25 protein-coding genes are annotated in these 26,772 nt (G+C 75.3%); 7 read left to right on the top strand and 18 right to left on the bottom strand.

The features are described 5' to 3' along the window. Positions 1-28 precede the first annotated feature (28 nt). Positions 29-1,399, bottom strand: coding sequence for a D-inositol-3-phosphate glycosyltransferase (gene mshA, locus ACGFSC_RS02180; RefSeq protein WP_380633278.1), 1,371 nt, complete (start codon positions 1,397-1,399; stop codon positions 29-31). Positions 1,400-1,617: 218 nt separating this feature from the next. Between mshA and ACGFSC_RS02175 the strand changes: the two genes are divergently transcribed. Beyond that, positions 1,618-2,451 carry a class I SAM-dependent methyltransferase gene (locus ACGFSC_RS02175; protein ID WP_359913717.1) on the top strand — a complete coding sequence of 278 codons (834 nt, stop codon included), beginning with the start codon at positions 1,618-1,620 and terminating at the stop codon, positions 2,449-2,451. A 236-nt stretch (positions 2,452-2,687) separates the two neighbouring features. On the opposite strand, the gene ACGFSC_RS02170 is transcribed toward ACGFSC_RS02175, so the two are convergent. Next, on the bottom strand, positions 2,688-3,251 hold the full coding sequence (locus tag ACGFSC_RS02170; RefSeq protein ID WP_359913714.1) for an O-acetyl-ADP-ribose deacetylase: 564 nt from the start codon (positions 3,249-3,251) through the stop codon (positions 2,688-2,690). A gap of 234 nt (positions 3,252-3,485) precedes the next feature. Between ACGFSC_RS02170 and ACGFSC_RS02165 the strand changes: the two genes are divergently transcribed. Continuing rightward, entirely contained in the window at positions 3,486-4,982 is a 1,497-nt protein-coding gene (locus ACGFSC_RS02165) for a SpoIIE family protein phosphatase (RefSeq protein ID WP_359913711.1), read from the top strand. Positions 4,983-5,094: 112 nt separating this feature from the next. Here ACGFSC_RS02165 and ACGFSC_RS02160 read toward each other — a convergent pair whose 3' ends face one another. The 8 genes from ACGFSC_RS02160 to ACGFSC_RS02125 all read right to left on the bottom strand — a co-directional run bounded on the left by ACGFSC_RS02160 (position 5,095) and on the right by ACGFSC_RS02125 (position 13,251). After that, entirely contained in the window at positions 5,095-5,448 is a 354-nt protein-coding gene (locus ACGFSC_RS02160) for a DUF2516 family protein (RefSeq protein WP_359910441.1), read from the bottom strand. Positions 5,449-5,565: 117 nt separating this feature from the next. Further along, on the bottom strand, positions 5,566-6,126 hold the full coding sequence (locus tag ACGFSC_RS02155) for a hypothetical protein (RefSeq protein WP_359910438.1): 561 nt from the start codon (positions 6,124-6,126) through the stop codon (positions 5,566-5,568). 2 nt (positions 6,127-6,128) lie between these two features. Next, complete coding sequence (locus ACGFSC_RS02150; RefSeq protein ID WP_359910435.1) at positions 6,129-6,536, bottom strand: helix-turn-helix transcriptional regulator; 408 nt, start codon at positions 6,534-6,536, stop codon at positions 6,129-6,131. A gap of 105 nt (positions 6,537-6,641) precedes the next feature. Then, positions 6,642-7,589 carry an alpha/beta fold hydrolase gene (locus ACGFSC_RS02145; RefSeq protein ID WP_359910432.1) on the bottom strand — a complete coding sequence of 316 codons (948 nt, stop codon included), beginning with the start codon at positions 7,587-7,589 and terminating at the stop codon, positions 6,642-6,644. A 37-nt stretch (positions 7,590-7,626) separates the two neighbouring features. Further along, entirely contained in the window at positions 7,627-8,724 is a 1,098-nt protein-coding gene (locus ACGFSC_RS02140) for a MerR family transcriptional regulator (protein WP_359910429.1), read from the bottom strand. Positions 8,725-8,758: 34 nt separating this feature from the next. Next, positions 8,759-9,739 carry an RNA polymerase sigma-70 factor gene (locus ACGFSC_RS02135; protein ID WP_359910444.1) on the bottom strand — a complete coding sequence of 327 codons (981 nt, stop codon included), beginning with the start codon at positions 9,737-9,739 and terminating at the stop codon, positions 8,759-8,761. An 87-nt stretch (positions 9,740-9,826) separates the two neighbouring features. Beyond that, positions 9,827-10,030 carry a hypothetical protein gene (locus tag ACGFSC_RS02130; protein WP_359910426.1) on the bottom strand — a complete coding sequence of 68 codons (204 nt, stop codon included), beginning with the start codon at positions 10,028-10,030 and terminating at the stop codon, positions 9,827-9,829. After that, positions 10,027-13,251 carry an SNF2-related protein gene (locus tag ACGFSC_RS02125; protein ID WP_359910423.1) on the bottom strand — a complete coding sequence of 1,075 codons (3,225 nt, stop codon included), beginning with the start codon at positions 13,249-13,251 and terminating at the stop codon, positions 10,027-10,029. The genes ACGFSC_RS02130 and ACGFSC_RS02125 overlap by 4 nt, the downstream gene beginning before the upstream one ends. 183 nt (positions 13,252-13,434) lie before the next feature. Here ACGFSC_RS02125 and ACGFSC_RS02120 point away from each other — a divergent pair, with 183 nt between their 5' ends. Next, positions 13,435-14,049: a YceI family protein gene (locus ACGFSC_RS02120; protein WP_359910420.1), complete on the top strand. Its 615-nt coding sequence runs from the start codon at positions 13,435-13,437 to the stop codon at positions 14,047-14,049. Between the two features lie 159 nt (positions 14,050-14,208). Here ACGFSC_RS02120 and ACGFSC_RS02115 read toward each other — a convergent pair whose 3' ends face one another. After that, a complete protein-coding gene (locus tag ACGFSC_RS02115) occupies positions 14,209-15,189 on the bottom strand; it encodes a LysR family transcriptional regulator (RefSeq protein ID WP_359910417.1) in 981 nt (326 codons plus the stop codon). Between the two features lie 114 nt (positions 15,190-15,303). Here ACGFSC_RS02115 and ACGFSC_RS02110 point away from each other — a divergent pair, with 114 nt between their 5' ends. Then, complete coding sequence (locus ACGFSC_RS02110) at positions 15,304-16,638, top strand: MFS transporter (RefSeq protein ID WP_359910414.1); 1,335 nt, start codon at positions 15,304-15,306, stop codon at positions 16,636-16,638. A 9-nt stretch (positions 16,639-16,647) separates the two neighbouring features. Beyond that, positions 16,648-17,127 carry a macro domain-containing protein gene (locus ACGFSC_RS02105; protein WP_359910411.1) on the top strand — a complete coding sequence of 160 codons (480 nt, stop codon included), beginning with the start codon at positions 16,648-16,650 and terminating at the stop codon, positions 17,125-17,127. A gap of 73 nt (positions 17,128-17,200) precedes the next feature. Here the strand turns inward: ACGFSC_RS02105 and ACGFSC_RS02100 are convergent, their stop codons facing one another. After that, entirely contained in the window at positions 17,201-17,782 is a 582-nt protein-coding gene (locus tag ACGFSC_RS02100) for a GNAT family N-acetyltransferase (protein ID WP_359910408.1), read from the bottom strand. 180 nt (positions 17,783-17,962) lie between these two features. Between ACGFSC_RS02100 and ACGFSC_RS02095 the strand changes: the two genes are divergently transcribed. Next, a complete protein-coding gene (locus tag ACGFSC_RS02095; protein ID WP_380355401.1) occupies positions 17,963-18,781 on the top strand; it encodes a TetR family transcriptional regulator in 819 nt (272 codons plus the stop codon). Positions 18,782-18,842: 61 nt separating this feature from the next. On the opposite strand, the gene ACGFSC_RS02090 is transcribed toward ACGFSC_RS02095, so the two are convergent. Both ACGFSC_RS02090 and ACGFSC_RS02085 read right to left on the bottom strand, forming a co-directional pair. Next, positions 18,843-20,123 (bottom strand): GNAT family N-acetyltransferase, encoded by a 1,281-nt coding sequence (locus ACGFSC_RS02090; protein ID WP_359910405.1) that lies wholly within the window; start codon positions 20,121-20,123, stop codon positions 18,843-18,845. 40 nt (positions 20,124-20,163) lie between these two features. Continuing rightward, the gene (locus ACGFSC_RS02085; protein WP_359910402.1) at positions 20,164-20,685 is read right to left on the bottom strand and encodes a GNAT family N-acetyltransferase; all 522 of its coding nucleotides are present in this window, start codon (positions 20,683-20,685) and stop codon (positions 20,164-20,166) included. A gap of 124 nt (positions 20,686-20,809) precedes the next feature. Between ACGFSC_RS02085 and ACGFSC_RS02080 the strand changes: the two genes are divergently transcribed. Further along, positions 20,810-21,133 (top strand): hypothetical protein, encoded by a 324-nt coding sequence (locus ACGFSC_RS02080; protein ID WP_359910399.1) that lies wholly within the window; start codon positions 20,810-20,812, stop codon positions 21,131-21,133. 176 nt (positions 21,134-21,309) lie between these two features. On the opposite strand, the gene ACGFSC_RS02075 is transcribed toward ACGFSC_RS02080, so the two are convergent. From ACGFSC_RS02075 to ACGFSC_RS02060, 4 genes are all read right to left on the bottom strand, one after another. Then, complete coding sequence (locus tag ACGFSC_RS02075; RefSeq protein WP_359910396.1) at positions 21,310-22,587, bottom strand: C40 family peptidase; 1,278 nt, start codon at positions 22,585-22,587, stop codon at positions 21,310-21,312. A 308-nt stretch (positions 22,588-22,895) separates the two neighbouring features. Beyond that, positions 22,896-23,969, bottom strand: coding sequence for a hypothetical protein (locus ACGFSC_RS02070; RefSeq protein WP_359910393.1), 1,074 nt, complete (start codon positions 23,967-23,969; stop codon positions 22,896-22,898). A 130-nt stretch (positions 23,970-24,099) separates the two neighbouring features. After that, positions 24,100-25,842, bottom strand: a complete 1,743-nt coding sequence (locus ACGFSC_RS02065; RefSeq protein WP_359910390.1) for a threonine/serine exporter family protein — start codon at positions 25,840-25,842, stop codon at positions 24,100-24,102. 238 nt (positions 25,843-26,080) lie between these two features. Further along, positions 26,081-26,734: a VTT domain-containing protein gene (locus ACGFSC_RS02060; RefSeq protein WP_359910387.1), complete on the bottom strand. Its 654-nt coding sequence runs from the start codon at positions 26,732-26,734 to the stop codon at positions 26,081-26,083. Between the last annotated feature and the right edge of the window lie 38 nt (positions 26,735-26,772).

Raw genomic sequence — 26,772 nt, 5'->3', positions numbered from 1 at the left:
GCCGGCCGAGGGCCGGGCCGTCCCGCGCTCAGGCCAGTCGGCGACGGGCCGCGGCCATCCGGCCGGCCGGCCGGGCCATGCTGCCGGCGTACACCTCGGCGGTGGTCGCCGCCGCGGTGTCCCAGCCGAAGCCGGCCGCGTGCCGGGCCGCCGCCGCGCCGCGCCGGGCCACCAGGCCCCGGTCGGTGATGTACGGCTCCAGCGCGTACGACCAGTCCAGCGGGTCGTGGCCCTGCACCAGGGTGCCGGTCTCGCCGTCCCGCACCGCGACCGGCAGACCGCCGACCGCGGCCGCCACCACCGGGGTCCCGCAGGCCTGCGCCTCCAGCGCGACCAGCCCGAAGGACTCGCTGTACGAGGGCATCACCAGGGCCGTCGCCGCCCGGTACCAGTCGGCGAGCAGCTCCTGGCCGACCGGCGGGTGGAACCGCACCACGTCGGAGATGCCCAGCTGGGCGGCGAGCTTGTGCAGGCTCTCCGGCCGGGCCAGCCCGGTGCCGGACGGCCCGCCGACCACCGGCACCACCAGGCGCTCGCGCAGCTCCGGGCGCCGGGCCAGCAGCGCGGCGACCGCCCGCAGCAGTACGTCCGGGGCCTTCAGCGGCTGGATCCGGCCCGCGAACAGCAGCACCGCGGCGTCCTGCGGCAGGCCCAGCCGGGCCCGTGCGGCGGCGGGCGTCCGCGGCCCGCCGGGACGGAAGACGTCCAGGTTGACCCCGGGGTGGACGACGGCCAGCTGGTCCGGCCGGGCGGCGTAGTGCAGCGCCAGCTCGGCGGCCTCCTCGGTGGTGTTGGCGATCAGCCGGTCGGCCGCCTCCACCACCTGGGTCTCCCCGATCACCCGGGCCGCGGGCTCGGGCGTGTCGCCCGCGGCCAGCGCGGCGTTCTTGACCTTCGCCATGGTGTGCATGGTGTGCACCAGCGGCACCCCCCAGCGCTGCGCGGCCAGCCAGCCGACCTGCCCGGAGAGCCAGTAGTGCGAGTGCACCAGGTCGTAGTGGCCGGGGCGGTGGCCCGCCTCCGTCCGCAGCACCCCGTGGGTGAAGGCGCACAGCTGGGCCGGCAGGTCCTCCTTGATCAGGCCCTCGTACGGCCCGGCGGTGACGTGGCGGACCAGCACGCCCGGGGCCAGCTCGACCGTCGGCGCGTCGTCGGAGCAGATCGACCGGGTGAACACCTCGACCTCGATGTTGAGGTCGGCCAGGCGCTTGGCCAGCTCGACGATGTAGACGTTCATCCCGCCGGCGTCCCCGGTGCCGGGCTGGTGCAGCGGCGAGGTGTGGACGCTCAGCATGGCGATCCGGCGCGGACGGCGGCGGCCGGGGACGAGCGACTGGAGCCGGCCGCGCGCGGGGGCGGCCGACTGGGCACGGCGGACCGAACGGACGGGGTGCTGGATCACCTGGCTGAAGCCTCCTCTGTGCTGCCCGTCGAGGCGGTCCGTACCGGGCCGCCCGTTGTCCGGTGTGCGCTGCCCCGTCCCGGGCACACATCACCACCAGTCTGCCAACCACACGGACCGCGCTCGGCATTCCCGCCCCGGCCCACCGGCCCGGGGCGGTCGCCATCGCCCCAGGTCAGCACGGTGCCGCCGACGGCCCGACTACCCTTCTGGGCATGGCTGCCTCCTTCGAACCCGTTCCCGCCGCGCCCGCCCGCGGACGGACCGGGCGACCGGTGGGGACGGTCACCCGGGGCACCACCAACACCAACCGGCTGCGCCGGATGGACCGCTGGATCGCCCACACCCTCGGCCGCGCGCTGCGCGTCGCCGAGCGCCCGCCGGTCGCGGTGGACCTCGGCTACGGCGCGGCGCCGTGGACCGCCGTCGAGCTGGCCGGGCGGCTGCGCACGGTGCGGCCGGACGTCCGGGTGGTCGGGATCGAGATCGAGCCGGAGCGGGTCGCCGCCGCGCTGCCGTACGCCGAGCCGCCGCTGCTCACCTTCCGGCGCGGGGGCTTCGAGGTGCCGCTGGACGGCGGCGCGCCGGCCCAGCTGATCCGGGCCGCCAACGTGCTGCGGCAGTACGACGAGTCGGCGGTCGCCGGGGTGTGGGAGCGGCTGTGCGCGCGGCTCGCCCCGGACGGGCTGCTGGTCGAGGGCACCTGCGACGAGATCGGGCGGCGGCACGTCTGGGTCGCGCTCGGTCCGGAGGGGCCCCGGACGGTGACCTTCGCGGCCCGGCTGGGCGGCCTCGGCCAGCCCTCCGACCTGGCCGAGCGGCTGCCGAAGGCGCTGATCCACCACAACGTGCCCGGACGGCCGGTGCACGCCTTCCTGACCGACTTCGACCGGGCCTGGGCGGCGGCCGCGCCGTACGGGGCGTTCGGGGCGCGGCAGCGCTGGGTGGCGGCCTGCACGGCGCTGGCGGGCGGCTGGCCGCTGGTGGACGCGCGCGGACGGTGGCGGCAGGGCGAGGTCACGCTGCCCTGGTCGGCGCTCGCACCGTGACGGCGGGCCGGCACCGTGACGACGGGCCGGCACCGTAGCGGCGGGCCGGCGCGGTGCTGCCGGGTTCGGGGGCGCCCACCTGCCCGCGAGCGCCGGAGCTGGTGACCGACCTGATGCATTCACTCGAACGAGTTATCGAATATCTCTGGCGTGTTGACGCCTCGACACGCCACCATGGACCCGGCCGAACGGCGACACCACACGCCACCCGGCCGGCACCACGCCCCACCCGGCCGTCAGGCGCCCCGCTCGGACAGCTCCCGCCGAGCCCGTTCGAACACCCCGTACATCTCCGACCCGAACAGCACGAACCGCACCTCCGCCAGCTCCGCACCCGCCTCCACGTCACCGCCGTCCAGCACCTCCGCGACGGTGCCGAGCGCGATCCGGGCCGCGTCCGCCGGCGGCCAGCCGTAGATCCCGGCCGACACGGCCGGAAAGGCCACCGTGCGCGCGCCGAGCGCCACCGCGGTGCGCAGCGACTCGCGATAGCAGGAGGCCAGCAGCTCCGCCCGCTCCTCGTACTCCTCCGCCCGGTGGACCGGCCCGACGGTGTGCACCACCCACCGGGCCGGCAGCCGTCCGGCCGCCGTCGCCACCGCCCGTCCGGTGGGCAGCCCCCTGCCCCAGTGCGAGGCGCGCAGCCGGCGGCACTCCTCCAGGATCTGCGGCCCGCCCTTGCGGTGGATCGCGCCGTCCACCCCGCCACCGCCCAGCAAGGACGAGTTGGCGGCGTTCACCACCGCGTCCACCTGCTGCTCCGTGATGTCACCCTCCACCAGGGTGATCCGCTCCACCATCGCCCGCTCCCATTCCCGGACCGCCCGGCATCCGCCGGGACGGAACCGAGTCGTCGTCCGAGTCCAGTCACCGCACCGCCACCGGCGTGGCAATAACCACAACGGCGCCGGTCGGCCGGAGAAATCCCCGGAGATCACGTTATGGTCGCGAGAAGTTCCCCGACGCGCGGTGCCAGGCGGGCACTGCGGACGGACGCCGGCCGTTACGCAGTCGGGGAAAGGGAGGAACCACCGATGCCCGCAACGGGAGACGGGCGGGCACCTGGTGCCGCGGACCTGCCGGGCGCCCACGACGGCGCCCGCGTCGGCCATGCCCGCGGCCGTGCCACGACCGGACCGGCCACGGCGACTTCCCCGATACCTCACCCCCGCTCACGGGCCGCGCACGCCTCCCACCCGTCCCACATCCCCGACCCGGCCGACCCCGCCGCGGCGGACGGGCCCGCCGACGGCACACCGCTGCGGCTGCTGGTCATCGAGGACGACGCCTCGGACGCCCAGCTGATCAAGGCCGCGGTGGCCGACAGCGGCACCTCGATCGAGATCCACTGGGCCCGCGGCCTGGACCAGGCCACCGAACTGCTCGCCCCGCCCGCCCCCTGGGCCCGGCGCGGGCGCTCCCGCACCCCCGAGTTCGGCTGCGTGCTGCTCGACCTCGCCTCGCCCGCCGACCTGCCGCACCCGTCCGACCCCTCGGACGGGCTGGAGGGCCTGCACGAACTGCTCCGCCGGGCCCCGCACACCCCGGTCGTGGTGCTCACCGACGCCGCGGGGGCCGAACTCGGCGCGGCCGCCGTCGCGGCCGGCGCCCAGGACTTCCTGCTCAAGCACGAGACCGACGGCCCGCTGCTCGCCCGCGCCCTGCGCTACGCCGTCGAGCGCAAGCGCGCCGACGAGTCCCAGCGCCGCCTGGTCGAGGCCGAGCTGCGCGGCCAGGAGAACGCCCGCCTCCAGCGCCACCTGCTGCCCACCCCGCTGCTCGACGGCGCCGGGCTCTCCTTCACCCGGCGCTACCGCCCCGGCCGCCGCCGCGCGCTGCTCGGCGGCGACTTCTACGACGCCGTGCGCACCGACGACGGCACCGTCCACGTCGTGATCGGCGACGTCTGCGGCCACGGCCCGGACGAGGCCGCGCTCGGCGTCGCGCTCCGGATAGCGTGGCGCACCCTGGTCTTCGCCGGCCTCACCGGCGAGACCCTGCTCACCACCCTCCAGCACGTGCTGGAGCACGAGCGGCGCAGCGACGAGATCTTCGCGACGCTCTGCATGCTGGTCATCGAGCCCGGCGGCAGCGGCAGCGACCTCGGCTCGCTCGGCGCCGGCGAGCGGGCCCGGCTCTACCTCGCCGGGCACCCGGCACCGCTGCTGCTCGGCCGGGACCACGAGCCGATCTCGCTGCCCTCCGACCTCGCCGGGCCCGCGCTCGGCCTGCTGCCGTGCCACGACGGGCAGGCCGCCTGGCCCGCCCACGAGGTCGAACTGCGGGCCGGCTGGCGGCTGTTGCTCTACACCGACGGGCTGATCGAGGGCCGGGTCGGGGCCGGGTCCCGCCGCCTGGGCCAGGACGGGCTCGCCGACCTGGTCGGCGACCACCAGGCCGCCGGGCTGACCCGGGGGCGGCTGGTCGACAGCGCCATCGCCGAGGTCGAGGAGCTGAACGGCGGGGCGCTGACCGACGACGTCGCGGTGCTGCTGCTGGAGCGCAACCCGGTGCAGCTGATCCTCGGCTGACGGGCCGGCTCTCTGCGCCGCCGGCCGGGCATGCGCCGGGCACGTGGTGGGCGTGCGGCGGCCCGGGCGGGTGAACTCCCCGCCCGGGCCGCCGCGTCGTCCGCCGCCGGGGCTACCAGGGGCCGTACGGACCGGTGTTGCTCCGACCGCCCCGGCCCCCGTTGCCTCCGGTCAGTGCCCGGATCGCCGGGCGGACGTCCACCACGTAGACGATCGAGGCGACCAGACCGGCCAGGGTGCCGATGCCGGTGAAGAAGTTCACCCCGAACAGGAAGTCCCAGCCGAAGGAGATCGCCAGGATCGCCACCCAGAAGCCCTTGGTCTTCTTGTCGGCCGCCCGGTAGGCGTCCTCCCGGCGGGTGGCCGCGTCGGCCAGGGCGAACAGCTTGTAGCCGAGGATGGCGATGGTCGCCCACCAGATCGGGTTCAGATAGGAAAAGGCCAGAATCTGCAACACTCCGACCATTTCGATCTCCTCTGCTCTCGACTCCGGCACTGCGACCGTCGCCCATCCTGGCACGACGACCGTCCACGACGGGGTCAACGTCCCACGGTCACCTACTGTGCCCCTCGGGGCACCACGTCACTCCGCGGCGTCGGCGGCGCCCTTGCGGGCCCGGGAGGGCTTCTTCGGGGCGGGCTCGGCGCCGCCCTCCGCGGCCGGCGCGGGCTCGGCCGGCTCCGCGACCTCGACCGGCTCCACGACCTCAACCGGCTCCACGGTCAGCTCGGGCCGCTCGGACGGCTCGGCCTCCTCCGAGGCTCCCGGGCGGGCCTTGTCCACCACGACCTTGCCGCGCTCGGCCAGCTCGTCGTAGGTCTCCTTGGCCTTCACCGCCAGCTCGACCGCACGGGCCACCTGCTGCAGCGCGAAGCCCTGGGCCCGCTCCTGCAGGGCCTTGAGGTCCGTCGGCATGCCGGTGACGGTCTCGGTGACCTTGGCCTGCGCCCCGGTCAGCAGCGACTGCGCCTCCTGGAGCGTGGCGGTGGCCTTCTCCTGAGCGCCCTTGCGGTCCGCCGCCAGCGCCTCGACCCGGCCCGGCACCTCGCGCAGCTTCTCGTACGCGAGGTCCCCGGCGCCGGCCAGGGCGTACAGCGGGGTCGGGTCGCTGAGGGTCTTCTTGATCTCGTCGGTGATGGGCATGGTTACCGGTCCTCCCGGTGGATGTTCTGGGTGGCTGGGCCGTCGGTCGTCGGGGTGGGTGCCGACGCGGCGTTCTCCTTGAGGAAGGCGTCGTAGACCGCGAGCAGCGCCTGCTTCTGCTGCTCGTTGATCAGCGGATCGGCCAGGATCGAGGCCCGCAGTTCCAGGCCCTCGCCCCGCCGCTCCTCCAGGATCCCGGCCTGGACGTACAGCGTCTCCGCCGAGATCCGCAGCGCCTTGGCGATCTGCTGGAGGATCTCCGCGCTCGGCTTGCGCAGCCCGCGCTCGATCTGGCTGAGGTACGGGTTGGACACGCCGGCGGCCTCCGCCAGCTGCCGCAGCGAGTACTGGGCGTTGCGGCGCTGCTCGCGGATGTACTCGCCCAGCGAGCCGACGTTCAGTGAGGCCATGCGGACAGCCTGCAACACCCCGCTTGCAAATGCAAGCAGGGTGCTAGCGGCAGCAAACGCGCGCGTCCCCGTCGGGGCGCGGCCGGGGCCGGGCGGACCGGGCGGTCAGGCCAGATGGGCGAGGAGGAGCTCGATGAGCCGTTCGGGGGTGCGCAGCGGGAGGTAGTGGTCGGCGTCCGGGACGAGGTGGCCGCGGGCGCCGGGGATGTCGTCGGCGAGCCGCCGGGCGATCGCCGCGATCTCCGGGTGGTCGCGGTCGCCGTGGACGACCAGGGTGGGCGCGGCGACCGTGCCCAGGAGCGGCTCGGCCGCCCGGGCCGGGGCGCCCGCGAGGTGGTGCTCGCTGACGATCCGGCGGGCCGCGTTCTCCTCGACCATCGCCGCGATCAGCTCGCCGCCCGGTGCGCCGCGGCCCAGGGCGGCCCAGACGGAGAGCTCCAGCTCGGCCAGCTCCGCCGCGTCGCCACGGCGCCGGGCCTCGGCGTAGGCGGTGGTCTCCGGGGACGGCGGCCAGTCGTGGCCGCTGACCGAGGCGCCGACCAGGCCGAGCGCGGTGACCCGGTCGGGGTGGGCGAGGGCGAAGTCCAGGGCGGTCTCCCCGCCCATGCTCAGACCGACCAGCGCGGCACCGGGCAGACCGAAGTGGTCCAGGACGGCGCCCAGGTCCGCGACGTCGTCGAAGGCCTGCTCCGGCGTGCTGGAGCGGCCGAGGCCGCGGGCGTCGTAGCGGATCACGTCGTGGTGGCGGGCGAGCGCCGGGGCGACGGCGTCCCACAGCCGGGAGTCCATGCCGGAGCCGTGCAGCAGCACCACCGGGCTGCCGGCTCCTCGGCGCTCCGCCCACAGCCGGCCGCCGCCGGGGGCCGGGACGTGGACCGTGCGGACCTGTTCCGCGGGGACGTGCTCCGCGGGGACGTGCTCCGCGGGGACGTGCTCCGCGGGGACGTGCTCCGCGGGGACGTGGACCCCGGAGCCGGGGGCTTCGGAGCCGGGGGCGTCAAGTGCAGGGACGTCCGAGGCAGGGGCGTCGGGGGCGTCGGGGTGCGGGCTCATGCGGTGATCCTTCCAGAGCCCCGGCGAGGCCCGCCGGTCAGCCGGACTCGGGCAGCCGGACCGGCATCAGCACGGAGAAGGTGCCCGAACGACCGGGCGTGCGGACGGCCAGCGGGGCGATCGGGCCGCCGAGTTCGAGGAGCAGCTGCCCGGGGCGGCCGGCGTCGAGGGCTTCCAGCAGGAAGTCCCGGTTGACGGCCAGTCGGTAGCCCTCGGGGGCCGGATCGTCGGCGACCGTCAGGCGGCCGTCCCCGGTCAGGGTCAGGACGGTGACCTCGCAGTCGGCGCCGTCCGGGCCGGAGGGCAGGGTACGGGTGGCCCCGGCCGCCACGGCCGCCCGCAGTTCGGCGGCCGAGAGGGTGATCCGGTGCTCCGGCGCGAGCCGGGTGACGGCCCGGTGGTCGGGGTAGTCGAAGTCCAGCGCGGCGCCCTCGATCCGGTGCTCCCCGACCTCGGCCCGGACCGGACCGCCGCCGAGGGTGAGCGCGACCTCCGCCGCCCCCGAGCCGAGCAGCGCGCGCAGCGCGTCCACCAGCGCGGTCGGGACGACCGTGCCCGCCACCGGCCGCTCGGGCGTGTCACCGGCGGCGGACACCTCGGCGAGGGCCATCCGGTAGCGGTCGGTGGCGACCAGGCGCAGCACCGGCCCGTCGGGCTCGAAGAGCACGCCGGCGAGCGAGGGCAGCTCCGGGTCCCCGCAGACCGCGAAGCGGACGGCGTCCAGGGCGGCCGCGAGCTCTTCGGCCGGGACGGTGAACCGGAGTCCGGCGGGGGTGGTGGTCATCGGCTGCTCCCTCTGGTCGATCATCGCGTGGATCAGGGAGAGCTCGCGGCGGGCGTCGGCGAGGCCGTCCTCCAGACGGCGCAGGTGCGCGTCGAGCACCTGCCGGGCCTCCTCGCCGCCGGGCGCGGCGCCGAGCACGGCGCGGACGTCCGTCAGCGGCAGGCCGACCCGGCGCAGCCTGGCCAGCAGCCGGGCGTCGGCGAGCTGGCCGGGCCGGTACCAGCGGTAGCCGGTCTGCGGATCGACCCAGGCGGGGGTGAGCACCTCGGCGCCGTCGTAGTAGCGCAGGGTACCGACGCCCAGTCCGCTGGCGCGGGCCAGTTCGCCGATGCTGTGCAGCTCGCTCTCCATGCCGGTGACTCTGCGGGCTCGACCTGGTCGAGGGTCAAGCCGGGTCGGGCCGGTCGGCGCCGTCGCCGGGGGCGGGAGCGGGAGCGTCGGCGGGAGCGGGAGCGGCGGAAGGGACGGGGGCGGGAGGGACGGGGGCCGAGGGAGGCACGGGCGCGGCGCCGGTGAGGTGGGCCAGCTTGTGCGGGTTGCGGACGCTGCGGATCCCGGCGATCCGCACGGTGCCGTCGGGCTGCTCGGCGAATTCGAACACCGACACGGAGTCGACGGCGCCGTCCACGGTGACCAGCGCACCGGGCTCGCCGTTGACCAGGACCGGACGGGCGCCGGCACCCTCACCGAGCTGCCCGAGCACCCCGAGGACGAAGCGGGCGACGTTCTCGGCACCGACGACCGGCCGCAGCGCGGCGCGGATCACCCCACCGCCGTCCGTCCAGGCGGTGACGTCGGGGGCGAGCAGTTCGAGCATCCGGTTGAGGTCGCCGCCGGCGCAGGCCACCAGGAACTCGTCGGTGGCGCGGCGGCGCAGCTCGGGCGGGGCGTCGTAGCGCGGCCGGCCGGCGCGCACGTGCGCCCGGGCCCGGCTGCCGACCTGACGGCAGGCGGCTTCGGTGCGGTCCAGGGCCTCGGCGATCTCCTGGTAGGTGAATCCGAAGGCCTCCTTGAGCACGAACACCGCCCGCTCCAGCGGGGACAGGCTCTCCAGCACCACCAACAGGGCCACCGAGACCGTCTCGGCCCGCTCGACGCCCTCGGTCGCGTCCGGCTCGGTGACCAGCGGCTCGGGCAGCCAGGGGCCGACGTAGGACTCGCGGCGCACGGCGGCCGAGTCCAGCTTGTTGAGCGCGAGGTTGGTGACCGTACGGGCCAGGAAGCCGCCGGGACTGGCGACCGGGCCGGTGACGCCGCTCCAGCGCAGCCAGGTGTCCTGGACCAGGTCCTCGGCATCGGCGACGCTGCCGAGCATCCGGTAGGCGATGCCGAAGACCGTCCGCCGGTGCCGCTCGAAGTCGGCCAAGCGGGGGTCGGCCGACCGGGAGTCGGCCGACGGCGCGTCGTGGGTGTCGGTCACCCGCGCGACGCTACCGCACGGTAGCCGCCGCGCTCAGCCCCGGAAGGCCTCGTAGGCGGGGGCGAGCACGACGGCGAGGTCGCGGCCGTGCACAGTGATGCCGGAGCGGCCGAGGCGGCGCAGCGAGGACTCGTCCGGACCGTCCTCCTCCTCCGCCGCCGGCGCGCGGCGCAGGGTGAAGTCGCCGCACCAGTAGGCGGCGACGTTGACCACGGGCGGTTTCGGTTCGTCGCTCACGCGTCCTCCTCGGCCACGGCGTCCTCCCGGGTGAGGGCGACCAGTTCGCGCAGCGCCTCGACCGGCAGGTCGGTGAGCCAGCGCTCCCCCTCCCCCACCACCGCATCGGCCAACGAGCGCTTGGCGGCGAGGAGTTCGTCGATCCGCTCCTCGACGGTGCCGACGCAGACCAGTCGGCGGACCTGGACGTCCCGGCGCTGGCCGATCCGGAAGGCCCGGTCGGTGGCCTGCTCCTCGACCGCCGGGTTCCACCAACGGTCCAGGTGGATCACCTGGTTGGCGGCGGTCAGGTTGAGGCCGGTGCCGCCGGCCCGCAGCGAGAGCAGGAACACCCCCGGCCCGTCCGGGGATTGGAAGCGTTCGACCAGCTCCTCACGGCGCGTCCGGGGCAGGCCGCCGTGCAGGTAGAGCACCTCCTCGCCGAGCCGGCGCTCAAGGTACGGGCGGAGCATCGCACCGAACTCGGCGTACTGGGTGAAGACCAGCGTCCGGTCGCCCTCGGCCAGCGCCTCCTCCAGCAGTTCGGCCAGCCGGGCGACCTTGCCCGAGCGCCCGCCCACCGCCGAACCGTCGTGCAGCAGTTGGGCCGGGTGGTTGCAGACCTGCTTGAGCTTGCCGATCGCGGCCAGCACCGTGCCGCGCCGCTCCACGCCCCGGATGCCCTCGACCCGCCGCAGCAGGTCGGCGACCACGGCCTGGTAGAGGCCCGCCTGTTCGGCGGTGAGGTTGCACCAGACGGTCATCTCCTGCTTGGCGGGCAGCTCGGCCGCCACCGCCGGGTCGGACTTGACCCGGCGGAGCACGAACGGTGCGGTGCGGCGGAGGAGTTCGGCGGTGCGTTCGGGACTGCGGTGCAGCTCGACCGGGATCGCGTAGCGCTCCTTGAAGCGCTCGGCCGGGCCGAGCAGGCCCGGGTTGGCGAAGTCCAGGACGGCGTGCAGTTCGGCGAGCCGGTTCTCCACCGGAGTGCCGGTGAGCGCGATCCGGTGCCGGGTGACGGGAAGGGCGCGGATCGCCCGGGACTGCGCGGTGCCGCTGTTCTTGATGTGCTGGGCCTCGTCGGCGACCACCCGGCGCCAGCGGATCGCGCGCAGGGCGGCGAGGTCGCGCTGGACCAGCCCGTAGGTGGTGATGACCAGGTCCACGCCCCTGACGGCCGCGGCGAGTTGCTCCGCGCCGAGGCGGCCGGCGCCGTGGTGGACGTACCGTCGCAGACCGGGGGCGAAGCGCTCGGCCTCGCGCTGCCAGTTGCCGACCAGGGACATCGGGCAGACCAGCAGGGTGGGGCCGGCGGTGTCCTCCGCCCCCTTCGCCGCCTCCGGCCCGTCCGCCCCCTTCAGCCCGTCCGCCGCCTTTGCCGCCTCCGCCGCCTCCGCCCGCTCGGAGGCGAGCAGGGCGAGGGTCTGGACGGTCTTGCCGAGGCCCATGTCGTCCGCCAGCACGGCGCCGAGGCCGAGTCCGGACATGGTCCGCAGCCACGCCAGCCCGCGTTCCTGGTACGGGCGCAGCTCGGCCCGGAAGTCCGCCGGCAGCTCCGGGGCCGGGGCGGCGACGGCCTGCCCGGCGAGCAGCTCGCCGAGCGGGCCGTCGGCGCGCACCGAGGTGACCGGCAGCCCGGCGACCGTCGCCTCCGGGTCGAGGGCGAGCCGCAGCAGCTCTCCGGCGGCGAGCACGCCGTCGCGCCGGTCGGCGAGGAAGGCGAGCGCGGCGGCGATCTGGGCCGGGTCGGCCTCCAGCCAGGTGCCGCGCACCCGGACCAGCTCCTGCTTGGCCGCGGCGAGTTCGGCCAGTTCCCGCTCGGTGAGCGGCTCCCCCTCCGGGCCGAGCGCGACCTGCCAGCGGAAGGCGACCACGGCGTCCCGGTCCACCTGGCCGGCGGCCGCGAGCGAGCCGGGTGCGGGCGGGGCGGTGGCGCGCAGGGCGAGCCCGAGCCGGGGGCGGCGGCGCCACCAGGCGGGCAGCAGCACCCCGAAGCCGCCCTCGGCGAGGGCGGGCGCGGCGGTGCGCAGGAAGTCGAGCGCGCCGGCCCGGCCGAGCGGCAGGGCGGACGGGTGGGAGCGGTGGCGCAGCCCGTCCAGGGCGGGCCAGCGGTGGGCGGCGCGGGCGAGTTCGGCGACCAGCACGTCGACCGGGTCGGCGCCCTTGCGGGCGAGCGCGGCGTGGGCGGCGCCGCCCTCGTGCAGGTCGGCGGCGCGGACCAGCAGGGAGGGCTCGTCCACGGCCTGGAGCAGGAACTCCAGCTGCCACGCGTCGTCGGAGGGCCGGCCCTCCGGGTCGTCCTGATCGGGGCCGAGCGGCTCGACCAGGCGGAAGCAGAGCCGCAGCGCCGGATCGACGGGCTCGGCGGCGGCGTACCAGGCGCCGAGCCCGCGGCGCAGTTCGGCGAGCTCCTCGGGCGGGGAGCCGTCGAACCCGCCGTCGGGGGTGGTGAGGGCGTGCAGCCAGCGCTCGGCGACGGCCGCCCCCGGTCCGGCGCCGCCGTCGACCGGGAAGGGGGACGGGGCGTCCGCCAGTGCGGCGCGGGCCTCGGCGTCCACCAGTGCGCCCAGGGCCGCGCCCAGCAGCGCGTCCCCGTCGTCGGCGCCGTACGGCCACTCCCCCAGCAGGACGGGCGGGCAGCCAGCGGCCAGGGCGGCGGCCTCGCGGCGCCCGGCCGGGGTGAGGTCGGGCCGCCACCGGGCCTGCGGGCGGCCGTCGGCGGCGGTCACGGGCAGCGGCTGGACCCGGCCGCGGCCGACCGTCCGCCAGGCGAGGTCGTGCACTCCGGTGAGCCAGCGCAGCGAGGGGCCGTGGACCACCTCGACCCGTCCGGCGCCGGGCAGATCGCTGCTGGTGACGGCCCAGACCGGGTCGAAGACCTCACCGAGCAGCTGGGCGGCGGCCCCGGCCCCGAAGAGCAGGGCCGGCACCCGCCAGGGCGTGAGCACGGCGCCGCCGCGCGGCGGGGCGACCGGAAGGTCGGGCGAGGGCGCGGGGACGGTGCCGACGGTGGGCAGCAGCAGGGTGGCCCAGCGCTCGGGGGCCTGTCCGGCGAGCCAGCCGAGACCCGGACCGATGCCGCCGAGCACGGCGGCCAGCTCGCCGGCCGGGCAGGCGTAGGGGTGGGCGCGCGGGGCGGGCCGGTCGGGCTGCGGTTCGGCGGCGCCGGGGTGGGCGCGGGCGTCCTCGGCCCAGAGCGCCAGCTGCCCGTCCGCCCGCCAGAGCGCGTGCAGGACGAACATCGGGGGCCTTCCGGGCGGGGTGGGACCGTCCTTCGCAGCCTATCCGGGAGGTCCGACAGGGCGGGTCCGCTGAGCCGTTCGGAGGAATCCGGAGCACCATGGTTGAAAGTTGAACGAAGTTGTCCTACGCTGGAGCCAACAAGTTGAAGCCTAAACAACTGGCTTCGAACCAAGGAGGAAGCCATGGGCCTGTTCAACCGCACCAAGACCGTCACCGCCCCCGCCGCGACCGCCGTCCCGACCCCGGCCGGCCCGGACCTCGCCCACCTGACCGGCGACTGGACCGTCGACAACACGCACAGCGAGATCGGCTTCTCGGTCCGCCACGCGATGGTCACCAACGTCAAGGGCCGCTTCACCGAGTACGACGGCAAGCTGCACCTGGACGGGACCCACCCGGGCAACTCCTCGGCCGAGCTGGTGATCAAGGTCGCGAGCGTCGACACCAACCAGGCCCAGCGCGACGAGCACCTGCGCACCGGCGACTTCTTCGCCGTCGACACCCACCCGGAGATCCGCTTCCGCAGCACCTCCGCCCAGCTGCTCGGCGGCGACTCGTACCGGATGACCGGCGACCTCACCATCAAGGGCACCACCCGCCCGGTCGTGCTCGACCTGGAGTACACCGGCAGCGCCACCGACGCGTACGGCGCCGACCGGGTCGGCTTCGAGGGCAAGGCCGTCGTCGACCGCACCGAGTTCGGCCTGACCTACAACGCCGCGCTGGAGACCGGCGGCGTGCTGATCGGCGAGAAGGTCAAGCTCAGCTTCGACATCTCCGCCGTCAAGGCGGCCTGAGCCGGCCGTCCCCCCGAGCACCGCCCCTGCCCTTCCCCCCGGGGGCAGGGGCGGTCTTCGCGTGACGGCCGCCCGCCCGTACGGCGGTCGGCCGCCCGCGTCCGCCCCTGCGCCGACAGCACCGTGTCCACCCCTGCCGCAGCCACGCCGCGTCCGCCCCTACCGCAGCAGCGCCGCGTCCGCCTCGGGAAGCCAGCTGCCCGGCGGACGGCGCAGCCAGCCCTCGGCCGCGCCGAGCGCGCCGGCCGCGGCGGCGAGCGCCCGCAGCCCCGGGTGACGCTCCCCCGGCCGGTGCACCAGGCTGACCAGGCTCAGCGGCACCGGTTCCACCAGCGGCACGTTCACCGTCCCCGGGATCCGCGGGCCGCCGACCGTGGTCAGCATCGGATCGCCGTGCCGGGCGAGGTAGCGGGCGGTCTCGTCGACGCCCACCGGCGGCACGTACGGCGCGGCCGCCGTCAGACCGTGCTCCCGCAGCAGCCGGGTGCCGAGGTCGGCCCACTCGGTGGTCGCCGGGTTGCCCGCGCAGACGTCGACGGGGTGCCCCGCCAGCTCGGCCGGGCGCAGCACGGAGCGGTCGGCCAGCGGATGGGTGTCCGCCATCATCACCGAGATCCGCTCCAACCGCACCGGCAGCTGGACGAGTCGACCGCGCACCGGGGCGGGCAGCCCGGCGAAGCGGCCGAAGGAGGCGTCCAGCCGGTGGGCCAGCAGTTCGGCGGCCGCCGCGGCCAGTCCGCCGTGGAAGCGGGCCAGCAGTTCGCCCTCCGGCCAGGCGGCCCGGGCCCGTTCGAGCACCCGGTCGGCGGTGAGGTCCGGGCCGGTGACGTCACTGTTGAGGTCGAGCAGCAGCGGCCGGGCGGCGGCCCCGGATCCGGCCGCGGCCTCGGCGAGGATCTCGTCGTGCAGGGCGAGGAACCCGCGCGCCCGGGGCAGCAACCGCCTTCCGGCCGGGGTGAGTTCTACGCTGCGGGTGGTGCGGGTGAACAGTGCTTCGCCGAGCTGCCCCTCCAGGGTCCGGACGTCCCGGCTGAGTGCCTGCTGGGCGGTGTGCAGCCGCTCCGCGGCCCGGCCGAAGTGCAGGGTCTCGGCGGTCGCGACGAAGCCGCGGAGCAGGCGGGGGTGCAGGTCACGGGGCATGGGCGGCAGATTAACAACAGCGTGTTGTGAGTGCGGCGAAACAGGTGTTGGACGGCCGCCCGCCACCGGCACCAGGCTGTGAGCACCCCCCTTCCCCCTGCTCACAGGAGCCCGATGCCCCCGCGCGCCGTCCTCACCTCCTACCGGCGGCTGTTCGCGGCCCCCGGTGCCGTCGCCTTCACCCTGACCGGGCTGCTCGGCCGGCTGGCGCTGTCGATGAACGGCGTCGCCCTGGTGGTGCTGCTCTCCGAGCGGCGCGGCTCGTACGGGCTGGCCGGGGCCGTCTCGGCGGCCGGACTGGTCGCCGGCGCGGTCGGGATGCCGCTGATCGGACGGCTGGTGGACCGGTACGGGCAGGCGCGGGTGACGGTACCGGCCGCGCTGTACAACGCCGTTCCACTGACCGGGCTGCTGCTCTGCGTCCGGCTCGGCGCACCCGACTGGACGCTCCTCCTCTGCTCCGCGGCCGGCTCGGCGGCACCCAACCTCGGCGGCATGGCCCGCTCCCGCTGGGCGCACCTGTACCGGGACGACCCGGCCGCCCGGCACCTGGCCAACTCCTTCGAACAGGCCCTGGACGAACTCTGCTTCATGGCCGGCCCGGTGCTCGCCATGCTGCTCTGCACCACGCTCGCCCCGGAGGCCGGACTGATCACCGCCGGGACCCTCGGCGCCGCCGGCGCCCTGCTGTTCGCCGCCCAGCGGCGCACCGAACCCCCGCTGCCCCCCGCCCCGGCGCAGGGGCGGGAACCGGCCGGACCGCGGCACGGCTCCCCGCTGCGGGTGCCCGGGCTGCGGGTGCTGGTGCTGACCTTCCTGGCGACCGGCACGGTCTTCGGCGCGACCGAGATCACCACCGTGGCGTACGCCGACGCGCTCGGCCACAAGGCCTCCGCCGGACTGCTGCTGGCCCTGTTCGCGGCCGGTTCCTGCGTCGCGGGGCTGCTGTTCGGGCTGCTGACCCCGCGCCGGGCACCGGGCACGCGGTTCCTGCTCGGCGCCACCGCGATGGCCTCGGTGCTGCTGCTGCCGCTCGCCGCCGGGCTGGGCGGGACCGGGCTCGGGCTGCTCGGGACGGCCCTGTTCGCGGCCGGCACCGCCACCGCGCCGACCATGGTGACCGGGATGACGCTGGTCCAGGAGCTGCTGCCGCAGCGGCAGTTCAACGAGGGCATGGCGATGGCGGTGTCCGGCATCGTGATCGGCATCTCGGCCGGGGCGGCGCTCGCCGGGACGGTCGCGGAGCGGGCCGCTCCGGGCACCGGCTACCTCCTGCCCGCCGCGGCCGCCGGGCTCGCGCTGCTGATCGCCCTGGCGGGGCGCCGGCACCTGACGACGCGCGGGGCGGCGGCGGCCGCACCGCCCGAGGGGGCGCCGGGTGGAGTGCCGGGCGGGGCGGCGGGCGGGGCGCCGGAAAATGCCGAGCAGATTGTCAGTCCCACCCTCTAACGTCGAGGCATGGGGGAAATCACGTACGTCCGAGGCGATGCCACCACGCCCCAGGGCAAGGGCGTGAAGGTGATCGCGCACGTCTGCAACGACCTCGGCGGCTGGGGCAAGGGCTTCGTGCTCGCGCTCTCCAGACGCTGGCCCGAACCCGAGGCCGCGTACCGGCGCTGGCACAGGGAGCGGGCGAAGAACGACTTCGGCCTGGGCGCCGTCCAGCTGGTGGCGGTCGATCCGCACGTCTGGGTGGCCAACCTGGTCGGCCAGCGCGGCATCCGCACGGGGCGCTCGACCGGGGTGCCGGTGCGGTACGAGGCGATCGACACCGGACTGGCCGCGCTCGGTGAGCACGCGCTCCGGCTCGGTGCCTCCGTCCACATGCCGCGGATCGGCTGCGGCCTGGCGGGCGGGCGGTGGGACCGGGTCGAACCGCTGGTCACCGCCCGGCTGACGGCCCGGGGCGTCCCGGTGACCGTCTACGACGTCGACTGACGGCCTGCTCCAGCAGGCCCTCCCCTTCCACCGATCCGGCTCTCCGCCTCTCCAGCGTTCCGTCGACCGGTTCCTACCTGTCCGCCGGCTCCGCCCGCTCGGACCCGACCGCCACGCGCGCGGCCGGCCAGGCGTACACGTACTCGGGCAGCAGGAACCCTCCGGGGAACTCGCCCTCCTGCGCCCGGACCCGCTCTGCGCCCTCGCGCTCGTAGAAGGCGATCGCGCGGGTGTTGTCCCGCAGCACCTCCAGGGAGAGTCCGGCCCCGGGGTGCCGCTCGGCGACATGGGTGCGGGCCGCGATCAGCAGCTCGCGCCCGATGCCGCCGCCGTTCAGGCCGGGGCGGACGTGCAGGTTGTCGATCATCACTCCGCCGTCCGGCTGCGGGACGAGGTAGATGAATCCGACCATCGCGCCCGCTCGTTCGGCGACCAGCAGTTCGGGCGTGTTCTCCGGCCCGCCGTAGTCGGCGCAGTCGGTGTCCAGGCGCAGTGCCCACAGTTCGCGTCGCTGGGTGACCATCCCGTCGCCCAGTCCCGCCTCGGGGACGATCCCCCGGTAGGCGGTGCGCCAGCTGTGGGCGTGCAACTCGGCGATGGAGTCGGCGTCCTGTACTCCGCCGCGCCGGATGACGGTCCGTCCTGAACTGATCATGTGACCAGCCTCCCACAGAGATGGAGTTGAACATGTTCAACCGATACGTCTACAGTACCGCTCAGCTTTTGAACGCGTTCGAAATGAGGGGGGTCGCCGTGGCACCGGATGCGGAGGGGGCATCCGGTGCCACGAACACCGACACCGGATGGAACGTCGTCTCCGGCTAGGCTCGTGCTCGTGGACGACCTGGCAGCGACGAACCGAACGGACGGCGAGAACGGCACGGCCGGGGCTCCGGCCGCGCCCGACCCGGGGAGCGGGACCGGGCCGGAGGGCGGAGCACTGCCCGGCGGCCGGGCCCGGCCCAAGACCGACAAGAGTGAGGCGACCCGTGCCCTGATCCTGGAGACCGCCATGCGGCTGTTCCAGGAACGGGGCTACGAGAAGACCACCATGCGCGCCATCGCCACCGAGGCCGGCGTCTCGGTGGGCAACGCGTACTACTACTTCTCGGCGAAGGAATTCCTGATCCAGGGGTTCTACGACCGGATGACCTACGAGCACGCGGCCGACGCCAAGCGCCGGATGTCCCACACCCGGGACTTCTCCGAGCGGCTGGAGATCGCACTGACCTCCTGGCTCGACACGGCCGCGCCGTACCACGAGTTCGCCGCGCAGTTCTTCCGGACGGCTGCCGACCCGACCAGCTCGCTGAGCCCGTTCTCCAACGATTCCCACCCGGCCCGGGCGACGGCGGTCGAGCTGTTCCGCGACGTCCTCCAGGGCTCGGAGCTGGCGCCCAAACTGGACGCCGAACTGGTCGAGCTCCTGCCCGACGTGCTCTGGCTGTACCTGATGATCGTGGTCCTCTACTGGGTCTTCGACCGGACCGAGGACACCGAGCGGACGCGGGAGTTCGTCCGCCGGTCCACCCCCATGGCGGCCCGGGTGATCAACCTCTCGCGCTACCGGGTGTTCCGGCCGATCGTCCGCGACGCCAAGGGCCTGATCCAGGACTTCATCCTGCCCACCATCGGCAAGACGGCCGTCAAGTAGCGCCCGCGGCAGCACCGGAGGCCGGCCCGCGAACGGGCCGGCCTCCGGTGCTGGAACGGGCTCAGAACTCGGTCGGCGTCCAGGCCCGCACCGGGGTGCGCAGCAGCAGGTCCGCGGCGGCCGCCGCCCCCGGGCGCAGCTCGGCGACCAGGGCGGCCGCGGCCAGCCTCGACGCCGTCTCCGCGCCCAGGTAGAGAGAGCCCAACTCCGAGGCGCCGAGCGCGAGCTCGGCGTCGTCCGTGGTCCGGGTGCAGCGGCCGGTGCCGTCCTCGGCCGTCTCCAGCGCCCAACGGCCGGAGGCGTAGCCCAGCTTGTCGTCGACCTCCAGCACCACCCGGCCGGGGGCGCCGTAGCTGCGGGCGCCGAACGCGGCCTCGACGTCCAGCACTCGCACCCAGACGAGGTCTCCGTTGTCCTCGTGCGGGGTGGCCGCGCGCGGGTCCTGGAGCAGCAGCGGCAGCGGGTCGTCCGGGCCGAGGTTGCGCACCTCGACCCGGGCCACCCAGTCCACCGACAGCACCAGGCGCCAGAGTTCGACGGCGGTGGGCAGGTCGAGGGCGATGAACTCGTCCACGGAGAGCGCGCCGTCGGGGTAGGCGCCGTCCCACTTGGGGTCGATCCGGTAGAGCACCAGGCCGGTGACCGTGCCGGCGGCATCCCGGTGGACGGCGGCGAACGGCTCCTTGAAGTCGTCGCCGGACGTGCGGACTTCGCCGCTGGTGCGCTCCCACCAGAGCGCGTCGCGCTCGATCGCGCCCGGCTGGGTGCGCCGCCAGCGCTCGTACAGGTCCGCGCCCAGCTCGCGCAGCTCCGCCATGGTCACGAAGTCGATCCGGCCGCCGGGAACGCCCAGCAGGCCCTCGCGCAGACCGCGGGTGCGGCGCAGGTCGATCCTCCAGCCGCTGCCGTGGGTGGCCGGACCGAAGCCGAACCGGCCGTAGATGTTGTACTCGGCGGCCATCAGGACGGCGACCGCGCAGCCGCGCTCGGCCGCGGCCGCGAGGTCCCGGCGCATCATCGCGCTGAGCAGGCCGCGCCGGCGGTGGGTGGAGCTCACCGTGACGTTGGTGACGGCGTCGGCCTGGACGACGGACCCGCCGGGGACGGTCAGTTCGGTGTCGAAGCTGCGGAAGGTGGCGATCTGGCGCTCGCCGTCGAAGCCGGCCAGCATCCGGCCCGGCTCCCACTGCCGGCGGCGCAGGTCCTCCGCGACGGCCACGTGGGGGCGCAGGAAGCCGAAGTTGAGCGCCCGGTTCCACTCCGCCACCTCGTCCACCGAGACGGCCCGGACCTGGAGCCCGCTCACGCTGTCGACGTCCGTGTGATCGATGCTGTTGCCCATGGGGCCACCGTACGGCGGCCCTCCGGGGGTGGCATCCGAATTATTCCGTGCCCGACCCGTGGTGCTCGCCGGGCACCACCACCCAGTGGTTGGTGCGCAGGACGCGGTCCGCGAAGTCCAGGTCCCGCTCGCCGACCAGCCGGAATCCGAGCGCCCGGCAGATCCCGTTGGACGCTCCGTTGGTGGTCCCCGGGTTGGCGTGCACCTCGCCCCAGCGGCCGTCCTCGGCGGCGGCGTCCAGCACCCTGCGGACCGCCGCCTTGGCCAGGCCGCGCCCCTGGTACTCGGGCAGCACCATCCAGCCGATCTCGGAGACGCTCTCGCCGTCCTCCTGGTCCGACCAGAGCGTGACGGTGCCCGCCGCCTCTCCGTCCTGCGCGCCGTCCGGCACGATCATCCTGATCCAGGAGCTGTCCCCGGCCACCAGGGCCAGGTCCCTGCGCAGCCGCTCCTCCACCCGCGCCCGGGGCAGCGGGCCGCCGAGTTCGGCCATCATCACCGGGTCGCAGCGCATCCGGACGTACGCCTCCACGTCCCCCGCCCGAACATCCCGCAGTCGCACGACGCCTCCTCAGTGCCGGTCCGCGCGGTCACGCTAGCGCGCCCCACCGACAGTGGCGTCCGGGCGGGCCCGCCTGGCATCCTCGTGCCGGTTCAGGTACAGACGATCCGCTTCGGGGGGAACCATGGAGGACGAGTACGTCCGCAGGCTGAAGGAGTACGAGGGCCGGGCGCTGACGGCGAAGCTGGTCGGCGGGCTGACCGTGGCCGGCTGGCTCTGGGCGCTCTGGCTGGTCCTCGCTCCGGGCAACGGGCTGTGCGGCTCACCGGCCTTCTACCAGCCGACCGGCTTCCACCTGGCCGAGGTCTGCGACTCCGAGATGATCGGCCGGGTCGGCGGCGCGTTCGCCGTCTTCCTCGTGTCGCTCCCGGTCGCCGCGCTCTGGGGCTGGACAGTGGTGCGGCTGCGCGACAGCCGCCGGGCGGTGGCCGCCGTGGCCGGCCGGTAACCCGGTGGGGCGGCGGCCGGCTCGGCCTCCCGGACGCCCTCGGTGCCGAGTACCTCGCGCCGACCCGGCTCCGGGGGACGCCCTGGGCGCGCTCGACCCGGTCCTCGTGGCCGCCGCCGAGGGGCGGGGCCGGTCGCACCCGTCGAGGTGCTGACCGGCACCCGCAGGCCCGGGCGTCAGGGGCGGGCGTAGAAGTCCGGGGTCCCCATGATCCAGAGGCTGGCCTGCTTGACCGGCATGCCGACCCGCGGGGCCTCGATCATCTGGTCGTCGCCGATGTAGAGCCCGACGTGGTGGATGTCGGCGGCGCGCCCGGTGTCGGTCCAGAAGACCAGGTCGCCGGGGCGCAGCTGGCGGTAGCCGATCGGGGTGCTCTGGGCGTACTGGTCGGCGGCGAAGTGGTTGAGCTGCCGGCCGCCCTCGCGCCAGGCCATCATCGTCAGCCCGGAGCAGTCGTAGCCGCCCGGGCCCTCGCCGCCCCAGACGTAGGGCAGGCCGATCTTGGACTTGGCGAAGGCGATGGCGGCGGCCGCGCCCTCGGCGGACCACGGGCGGGCGGGGGGCGGTGCGGGGTGGGCCCTGGTTGCCGCGGCGGCCGCTGCCGCCGCCGCTGCCTCGGCCTCCCGGGCGGCCTGCTCGGCGGCGGCGCGGGCGGCGGCCTCGGCCTCGCGGGCGGCGATCTCCTCCAGGGCCTCGCGGCGCCGGCGCTCCAGCTCGACGGTGGTGTTCCGGGCGGCGGCCAGCTCGGCCAGCAGTTGCTCGCGGCGCCGCCCGGCGGCGGCCACCTCGTCCTGCTGGGCGGCCAGCCGCTGCTCCGCCCCGGCCTTGGCCGCGCCGACCTCGGCGGCGGCCTTCCCGGCGGCCTCGGTGGCGGCCCGGGCGGCGGCGGAGGCGCCGCGGGCGGCGGCCGCGGTGGAGGTGGCGGCGTCCAGGATCTGCCGGGTGCGCTCGCTGACCTGGCCGACCGCGGCGGCGCGGTCGCCCGCGTCGCGCGCACCGTGGGCGCCGAGCAGGGCGTTGAGGGCGGACAGTTCGGCACCCGCGCCCTGCCGGTACGTCTCGGCCGCGAGCCGGGCCGCGTCCTCGGCGGCGGCCGCCCGCTCGGTCTCGGCGTCGGCGGCGCGCTGCGCGGCGGCGGCCTCCTCGGCGCGGGCCCGGGTGAGGGCGAGCCGGGCGCCGTTGTAGGCCTCGACGGCCTGTTCGGCGGTGCGCCCGGCGCGGTCGAGCTCGGTGCGGGCGGCGGTGAGCGCGGCCTCCAGGTCGGCGGCCGAGGAGGCCTTGCCCTCGGCCTCGGCCCGGGCCCGGTCGATCTCCTCGGTGGTCGGGTACGGGTCCTCGCCCACGGCCCGGCCGGCCGTCGGTTCGGGGTCGGCCGGGGCGGCCTGGGCGGCGGGGAGCAGCCCGAGCAGGGCGGTGAGGGACAACAGGAGGGTCGGCAGGATCCTGCGCGCCACGCGACATCCCTTCTGACGGGTCCGGAGGGGACGGCGTCGGACGGCGCGCGGCGTACGGGCGGTCGGTGGCCCGGGGGTCGGCGGGGATCCGATGAATCATCCCATCACGTGACAGAACGGTCACATGACGCTCATGTTCTCAATTCCGGCGGCCTTCACGCCCGGAAAGTGCTCCGCCGGTCGGGTGACCATCGGATGATCTGACCAAACCTCGGCTCCGGCCGGACAGCGGGGCGGGCGGGAAACCGAGCAGGAAACGGGCAGGAAACCGGACGGGGAACGGACCGGGACCCGCGCGCAGGGCCGGGCTACCGGCCGATCCGACGGGTGTGGGTGCGCAGCCGGTGGTGCCGCTCCGGCCGGCTCTCCAGCCCGGTCGGCCCCACCGCGAAGACCCGGCTGCGCCCGGCCCGGACGGTACGACGGCGCTGCTGCGCCAGGCGGGAGCGGTCCGGACCGGCCTCGGCCGACCCGAGCGCCGGGTCCGCCGCGCCCCGGGCCGTCCCGGCGGCGGCCGCCGAACGGCGGTCGGCCAGCCGGGCCTGACGGCGGGCCAGCGCCCGGGCGGCGTGCGCGTCGAGGTGGGCGCTGGCCCGGGCGGCCATCCGCTCGGCCACCCGGTGCGCCGCCGGGTGGTTGGCGGGCACCTTGTCGGGGGCGCCGGCGATCAGGTCGAAAAGCCAGGTGCGGGCCCGGTCCGCGCGCCGGTGCAGCAGGCGCTCGCGCCGCAGCGCACGCGCCCGGCGGCGGGGGCGCGTGGAGTACCGCCAGCGGGCCCACGGGCTGCTCGGGCGGGCCAGCCGGATCGCCCCGATCCAAGACAGGCCGGGGACCATGATCCCGAGCAGGCCGGTCCACACCTTGCCCTTGAGCAGGGTGATCACCGAGGCCAGCGAGTTCACCGAGATGATCGTGATCAGGCCCCACCTGGTCTCCTCGCCGGGCACCACGCCGAGCGGCACGTACCCGACCAGCAGCAGGGAGGTGAACAGGATGCCGAAGATCACCGCGTCCACCGATTTGCGGCCCTGTTCGCTCCAGTACACGTCGTCCAGGTGCAGGATCAGCGCGAACTCGTCCAGCACCAGACCGCAGCCGATGCCGAAGGCCAGGCCGAACACGTCGATCCACGGGTGCCCGCCGTAGGTGGCGAACACCCCGATGCCGCCGAGCAGCAGGAAGCCCAGGCCGAACACCATGTGGTGGATGTGCAGGCCGCCCGGGGTCACGTTGCCCGGCCACCAGCGCACCTGGGCGCGGATCATCCGGACGCTGAACCGGATGAAGACGAAAGAGGTGATGAATCCGACCAGCAGCAGGAACAGCGGTTGCTTGTGCGCGGCGACGATGTGCTCGCGGTAGCCGTCCAGCAGTGTCGTCATGGGTCTTACCTTCGTTCCTGGTCCTGCGTCCTGCCTGCCGTGACGTGGCCCGGGGGCCGGGGCCGGGGCCCGGGGACCGCATCGCCCCGGCACCGGCCCGGCACCGGCCCGGCACCGGCCCGACGTCCGGTCAGAACCCTCGAGTGCGCTTGGCCGCCCGGCGCGGCACGACCGGGTAGAGCGACGGGCGCTCGGCGCCGACCGGCAGTTTCAGGAACAGCCGGGCGATCTCCCCGCCCAGGTTCACCCCGACCGCCAGCGCCATCGCGATCGCCGCCGCCCGGAAGACCGACACCAGGCCGGCGCTGGAGTGCCCCTGGGCGAAGGCCAGCATCCCGAGGTAGAGCGCCGAACCGGGCATCAGCGGACCGATCGCGGCGGTCACGTACGGCAGCGCCGACCCGTTGCGGTAGCGCGCCATCAGCTGGCCGAAGAGGCCGACCAGCCCGGCCGCCACGCCGGTCGCCGCGATCGGGTTGACGCCCGCGTTGTACACCAGCGCACCGTAGCTGGCCCAGCCGATGCCGCTGTTGACGGTGACCAGGGCCAGCGTGCGGCGGTCGGTCTGGAGCAGCGTCGCGAAGGCCAGGGTCAGCAGCATCGCGGCGACCATCTGGACCGGCGGGTAGTTGACGCCCACCAGGCTCTCGTCCGGGCGCAGGTTCGCCTCGAAGCCGACGCCCAGGTAGAGGATCACCATCACCCCGATCACGATGCCCGCGACCAGGTAGATCACTTCCAGCAGGCGGGCCGCGGCGGTGATGTAGAAGCCGGTCAGGCCGTCCTGCACGGCGGCGACCAGGGCGCGCCCGGGCAGCAGGGCGAACAGGCCACCGGTGATCACGACCGAGCCGCGCAGGCCCCAGTCGTTCAGCGAGAGGATGATGCCGGAGGCGGCGGCCGGCATCGCGGCCGCCACGAACTGGTAGAACTCCGGCAGCCGGCGCCGGGCCAGCGCGGAGGCCAGCCGGTCGCCGAGGACGGCCGCGACGAAGGCGCTCGCGAACACCAGCCAGGCCTTGTCGTCCACCCGCCCGCCGACCAGGAAGGTCGCCGCGCCGGCCAGCAGGCCGGTGGTCAGGGCGAGGAACCAGGCGGGGTACGGGTGCCGGTTGCGGCGGATCAGCGCGAGCCGGCGGTAGGCGTCGTTGACCGTCACGTTCTCCGCGGTGATGTCCGCGACCAGCGCGTACACCGCGTCGAGCCGGGTGTAGTCGGAGGTCCGGCGGCGCACCACGCGGTCGGCGGTGACCGGCGGCTCGACCAGCGAGGGCTGGTACGAGATGCCGATCAGGGTGAAGGTGACCTGCGGCTCGCAGCGGTCCAGCCGGTAGGCGTGCGCGATGCCGAGCATCGCCGCCTCGACGTCCTCGGCCGCCTCGCCGCTGGCCAGCAGCAGCTCGCCGATGCGCAGCGTCAGGTCGAGGATGCGCGGGACGTTGCGGGTGACGGACGCGGAGGGGTGCATTTCGCGGGCGGTGCGCTCGAAGGCGGGCCGCTCGGACATCGGGGTGCGCAGCAGGGTGCGCATCCGGTCCGGCCAGGGCGCCTCGCCGGGGGCGCCGGCGGTGAGGTCCGGGACCGGGATGCCGGTGGGCGGGGTGTAGCCGGCCGCCCGCCACTCCTCGGGGGTGAGGGTGTCCTCGGCGACCGAACGGCGACGGACCGGGCGCTCGGTCTCGGCCCGTCCGGTCGCGGCGCGGACCGCCGGCCCGGGTACCGACTCGGGTACCGGCTCGGGCTCGGGCTCGGGGGCCAGCAGGCCCTTGGTCTCCGGAACGGGCAGGGCGAGCGGGACGACGGTGGTGGGCTCGACCGGCGGGGCGGGGTAGCCGAGCAGGCCCTCGGTGGGCGGGGCGTCGGCGGGGTGCACCGGCTTCGGGGGTGCCTGCCGCGCCTGTCGGACCGCCCTGCCCCCCCTCGCCCGCTTGCCCGTACCCGGTCGGCCCCGCTTAGGCACTTCCGCTCCTCGCCACCCCTGGCGGCCTCCGGCCACCGCTCGATCTCGGGTTACACCTTGCCTGATCGAACAGCCGGACGCACATGTACGCGGCGTCCCGTGGCCGGAGCGGCGGACGCCTACCCGGCGCGGTGGCCGGAGCGGCGGACGCCTACCCGGCGCGGTGGCGGGTGGCGGACGCCGCGCCGGAGCGGCGCGCCCGCAGCAGCTCGATCGCCACCGGGATCACCGAGACCAGCACGATGCCGACCAGGATGGCCTCGATGTTGTCCCGGACGAACGGGATCTGCCCCAGGAAGTAGCCGAGCACGGTGACGCCGCCGCCCCACAGCACGCCACCGACCAGGTTGAACACCACGAAGCCGCGGTAGTTCATCCTGCTCACCCCGGCGACGATCGGGGTGAAGGTGCGCACGATCGGCACGAAGCGGGCCAGCACGATCGCCTTGGGGCCGTGCCGGTCGAAGAAGGCGGCGGCCTTCTCGACGTTCTCCTGCTTGAAGACCCGGGAGTCGGGACGGCGGAAGAGGCTCGGGCCGACCTTGCGGCCGAAGAGGTAGCCGACCTGGTCCCCGGCCACCGCGGCGACCACGATCAGCGCGCAGACCAGCCAGAGCGGCTGGTGCAGGTAGGTGCCGCCGGCCACCAGCAGGCCGGTGGTGAACAGCAGCGAGTCACCCGGCAGGAAGAAGCCGATCAGCAGACCGGACTCGGCGAAGACGATGGCCAGGATGCCGATCAGGCCGAAGGTGGAGATCAGGGTGGTCGGATCGAGCCAGGACGGGCCGAGGGCGAGGCTGGTCACGGTGCGGGCACTCCGGGAGGTCGAGTCTTGGCAATGAA

The organism is Kitasatospora sp. NPDC048715 (assembly GCF_043198905.1).
In the GTDB taxonomy this organism is placed as follows: domain Bacteria; phylum Actinomycetota; class Actinomycetes; order Streptomycetales; family Streptomycetaceae; genus Kitasatospora; species Kitasatospora lactacystinica.
Note: the sequence above shows the minus strand (reverse complement) of the source record. Positions and strands in the feature narration are given on the sequence as shown.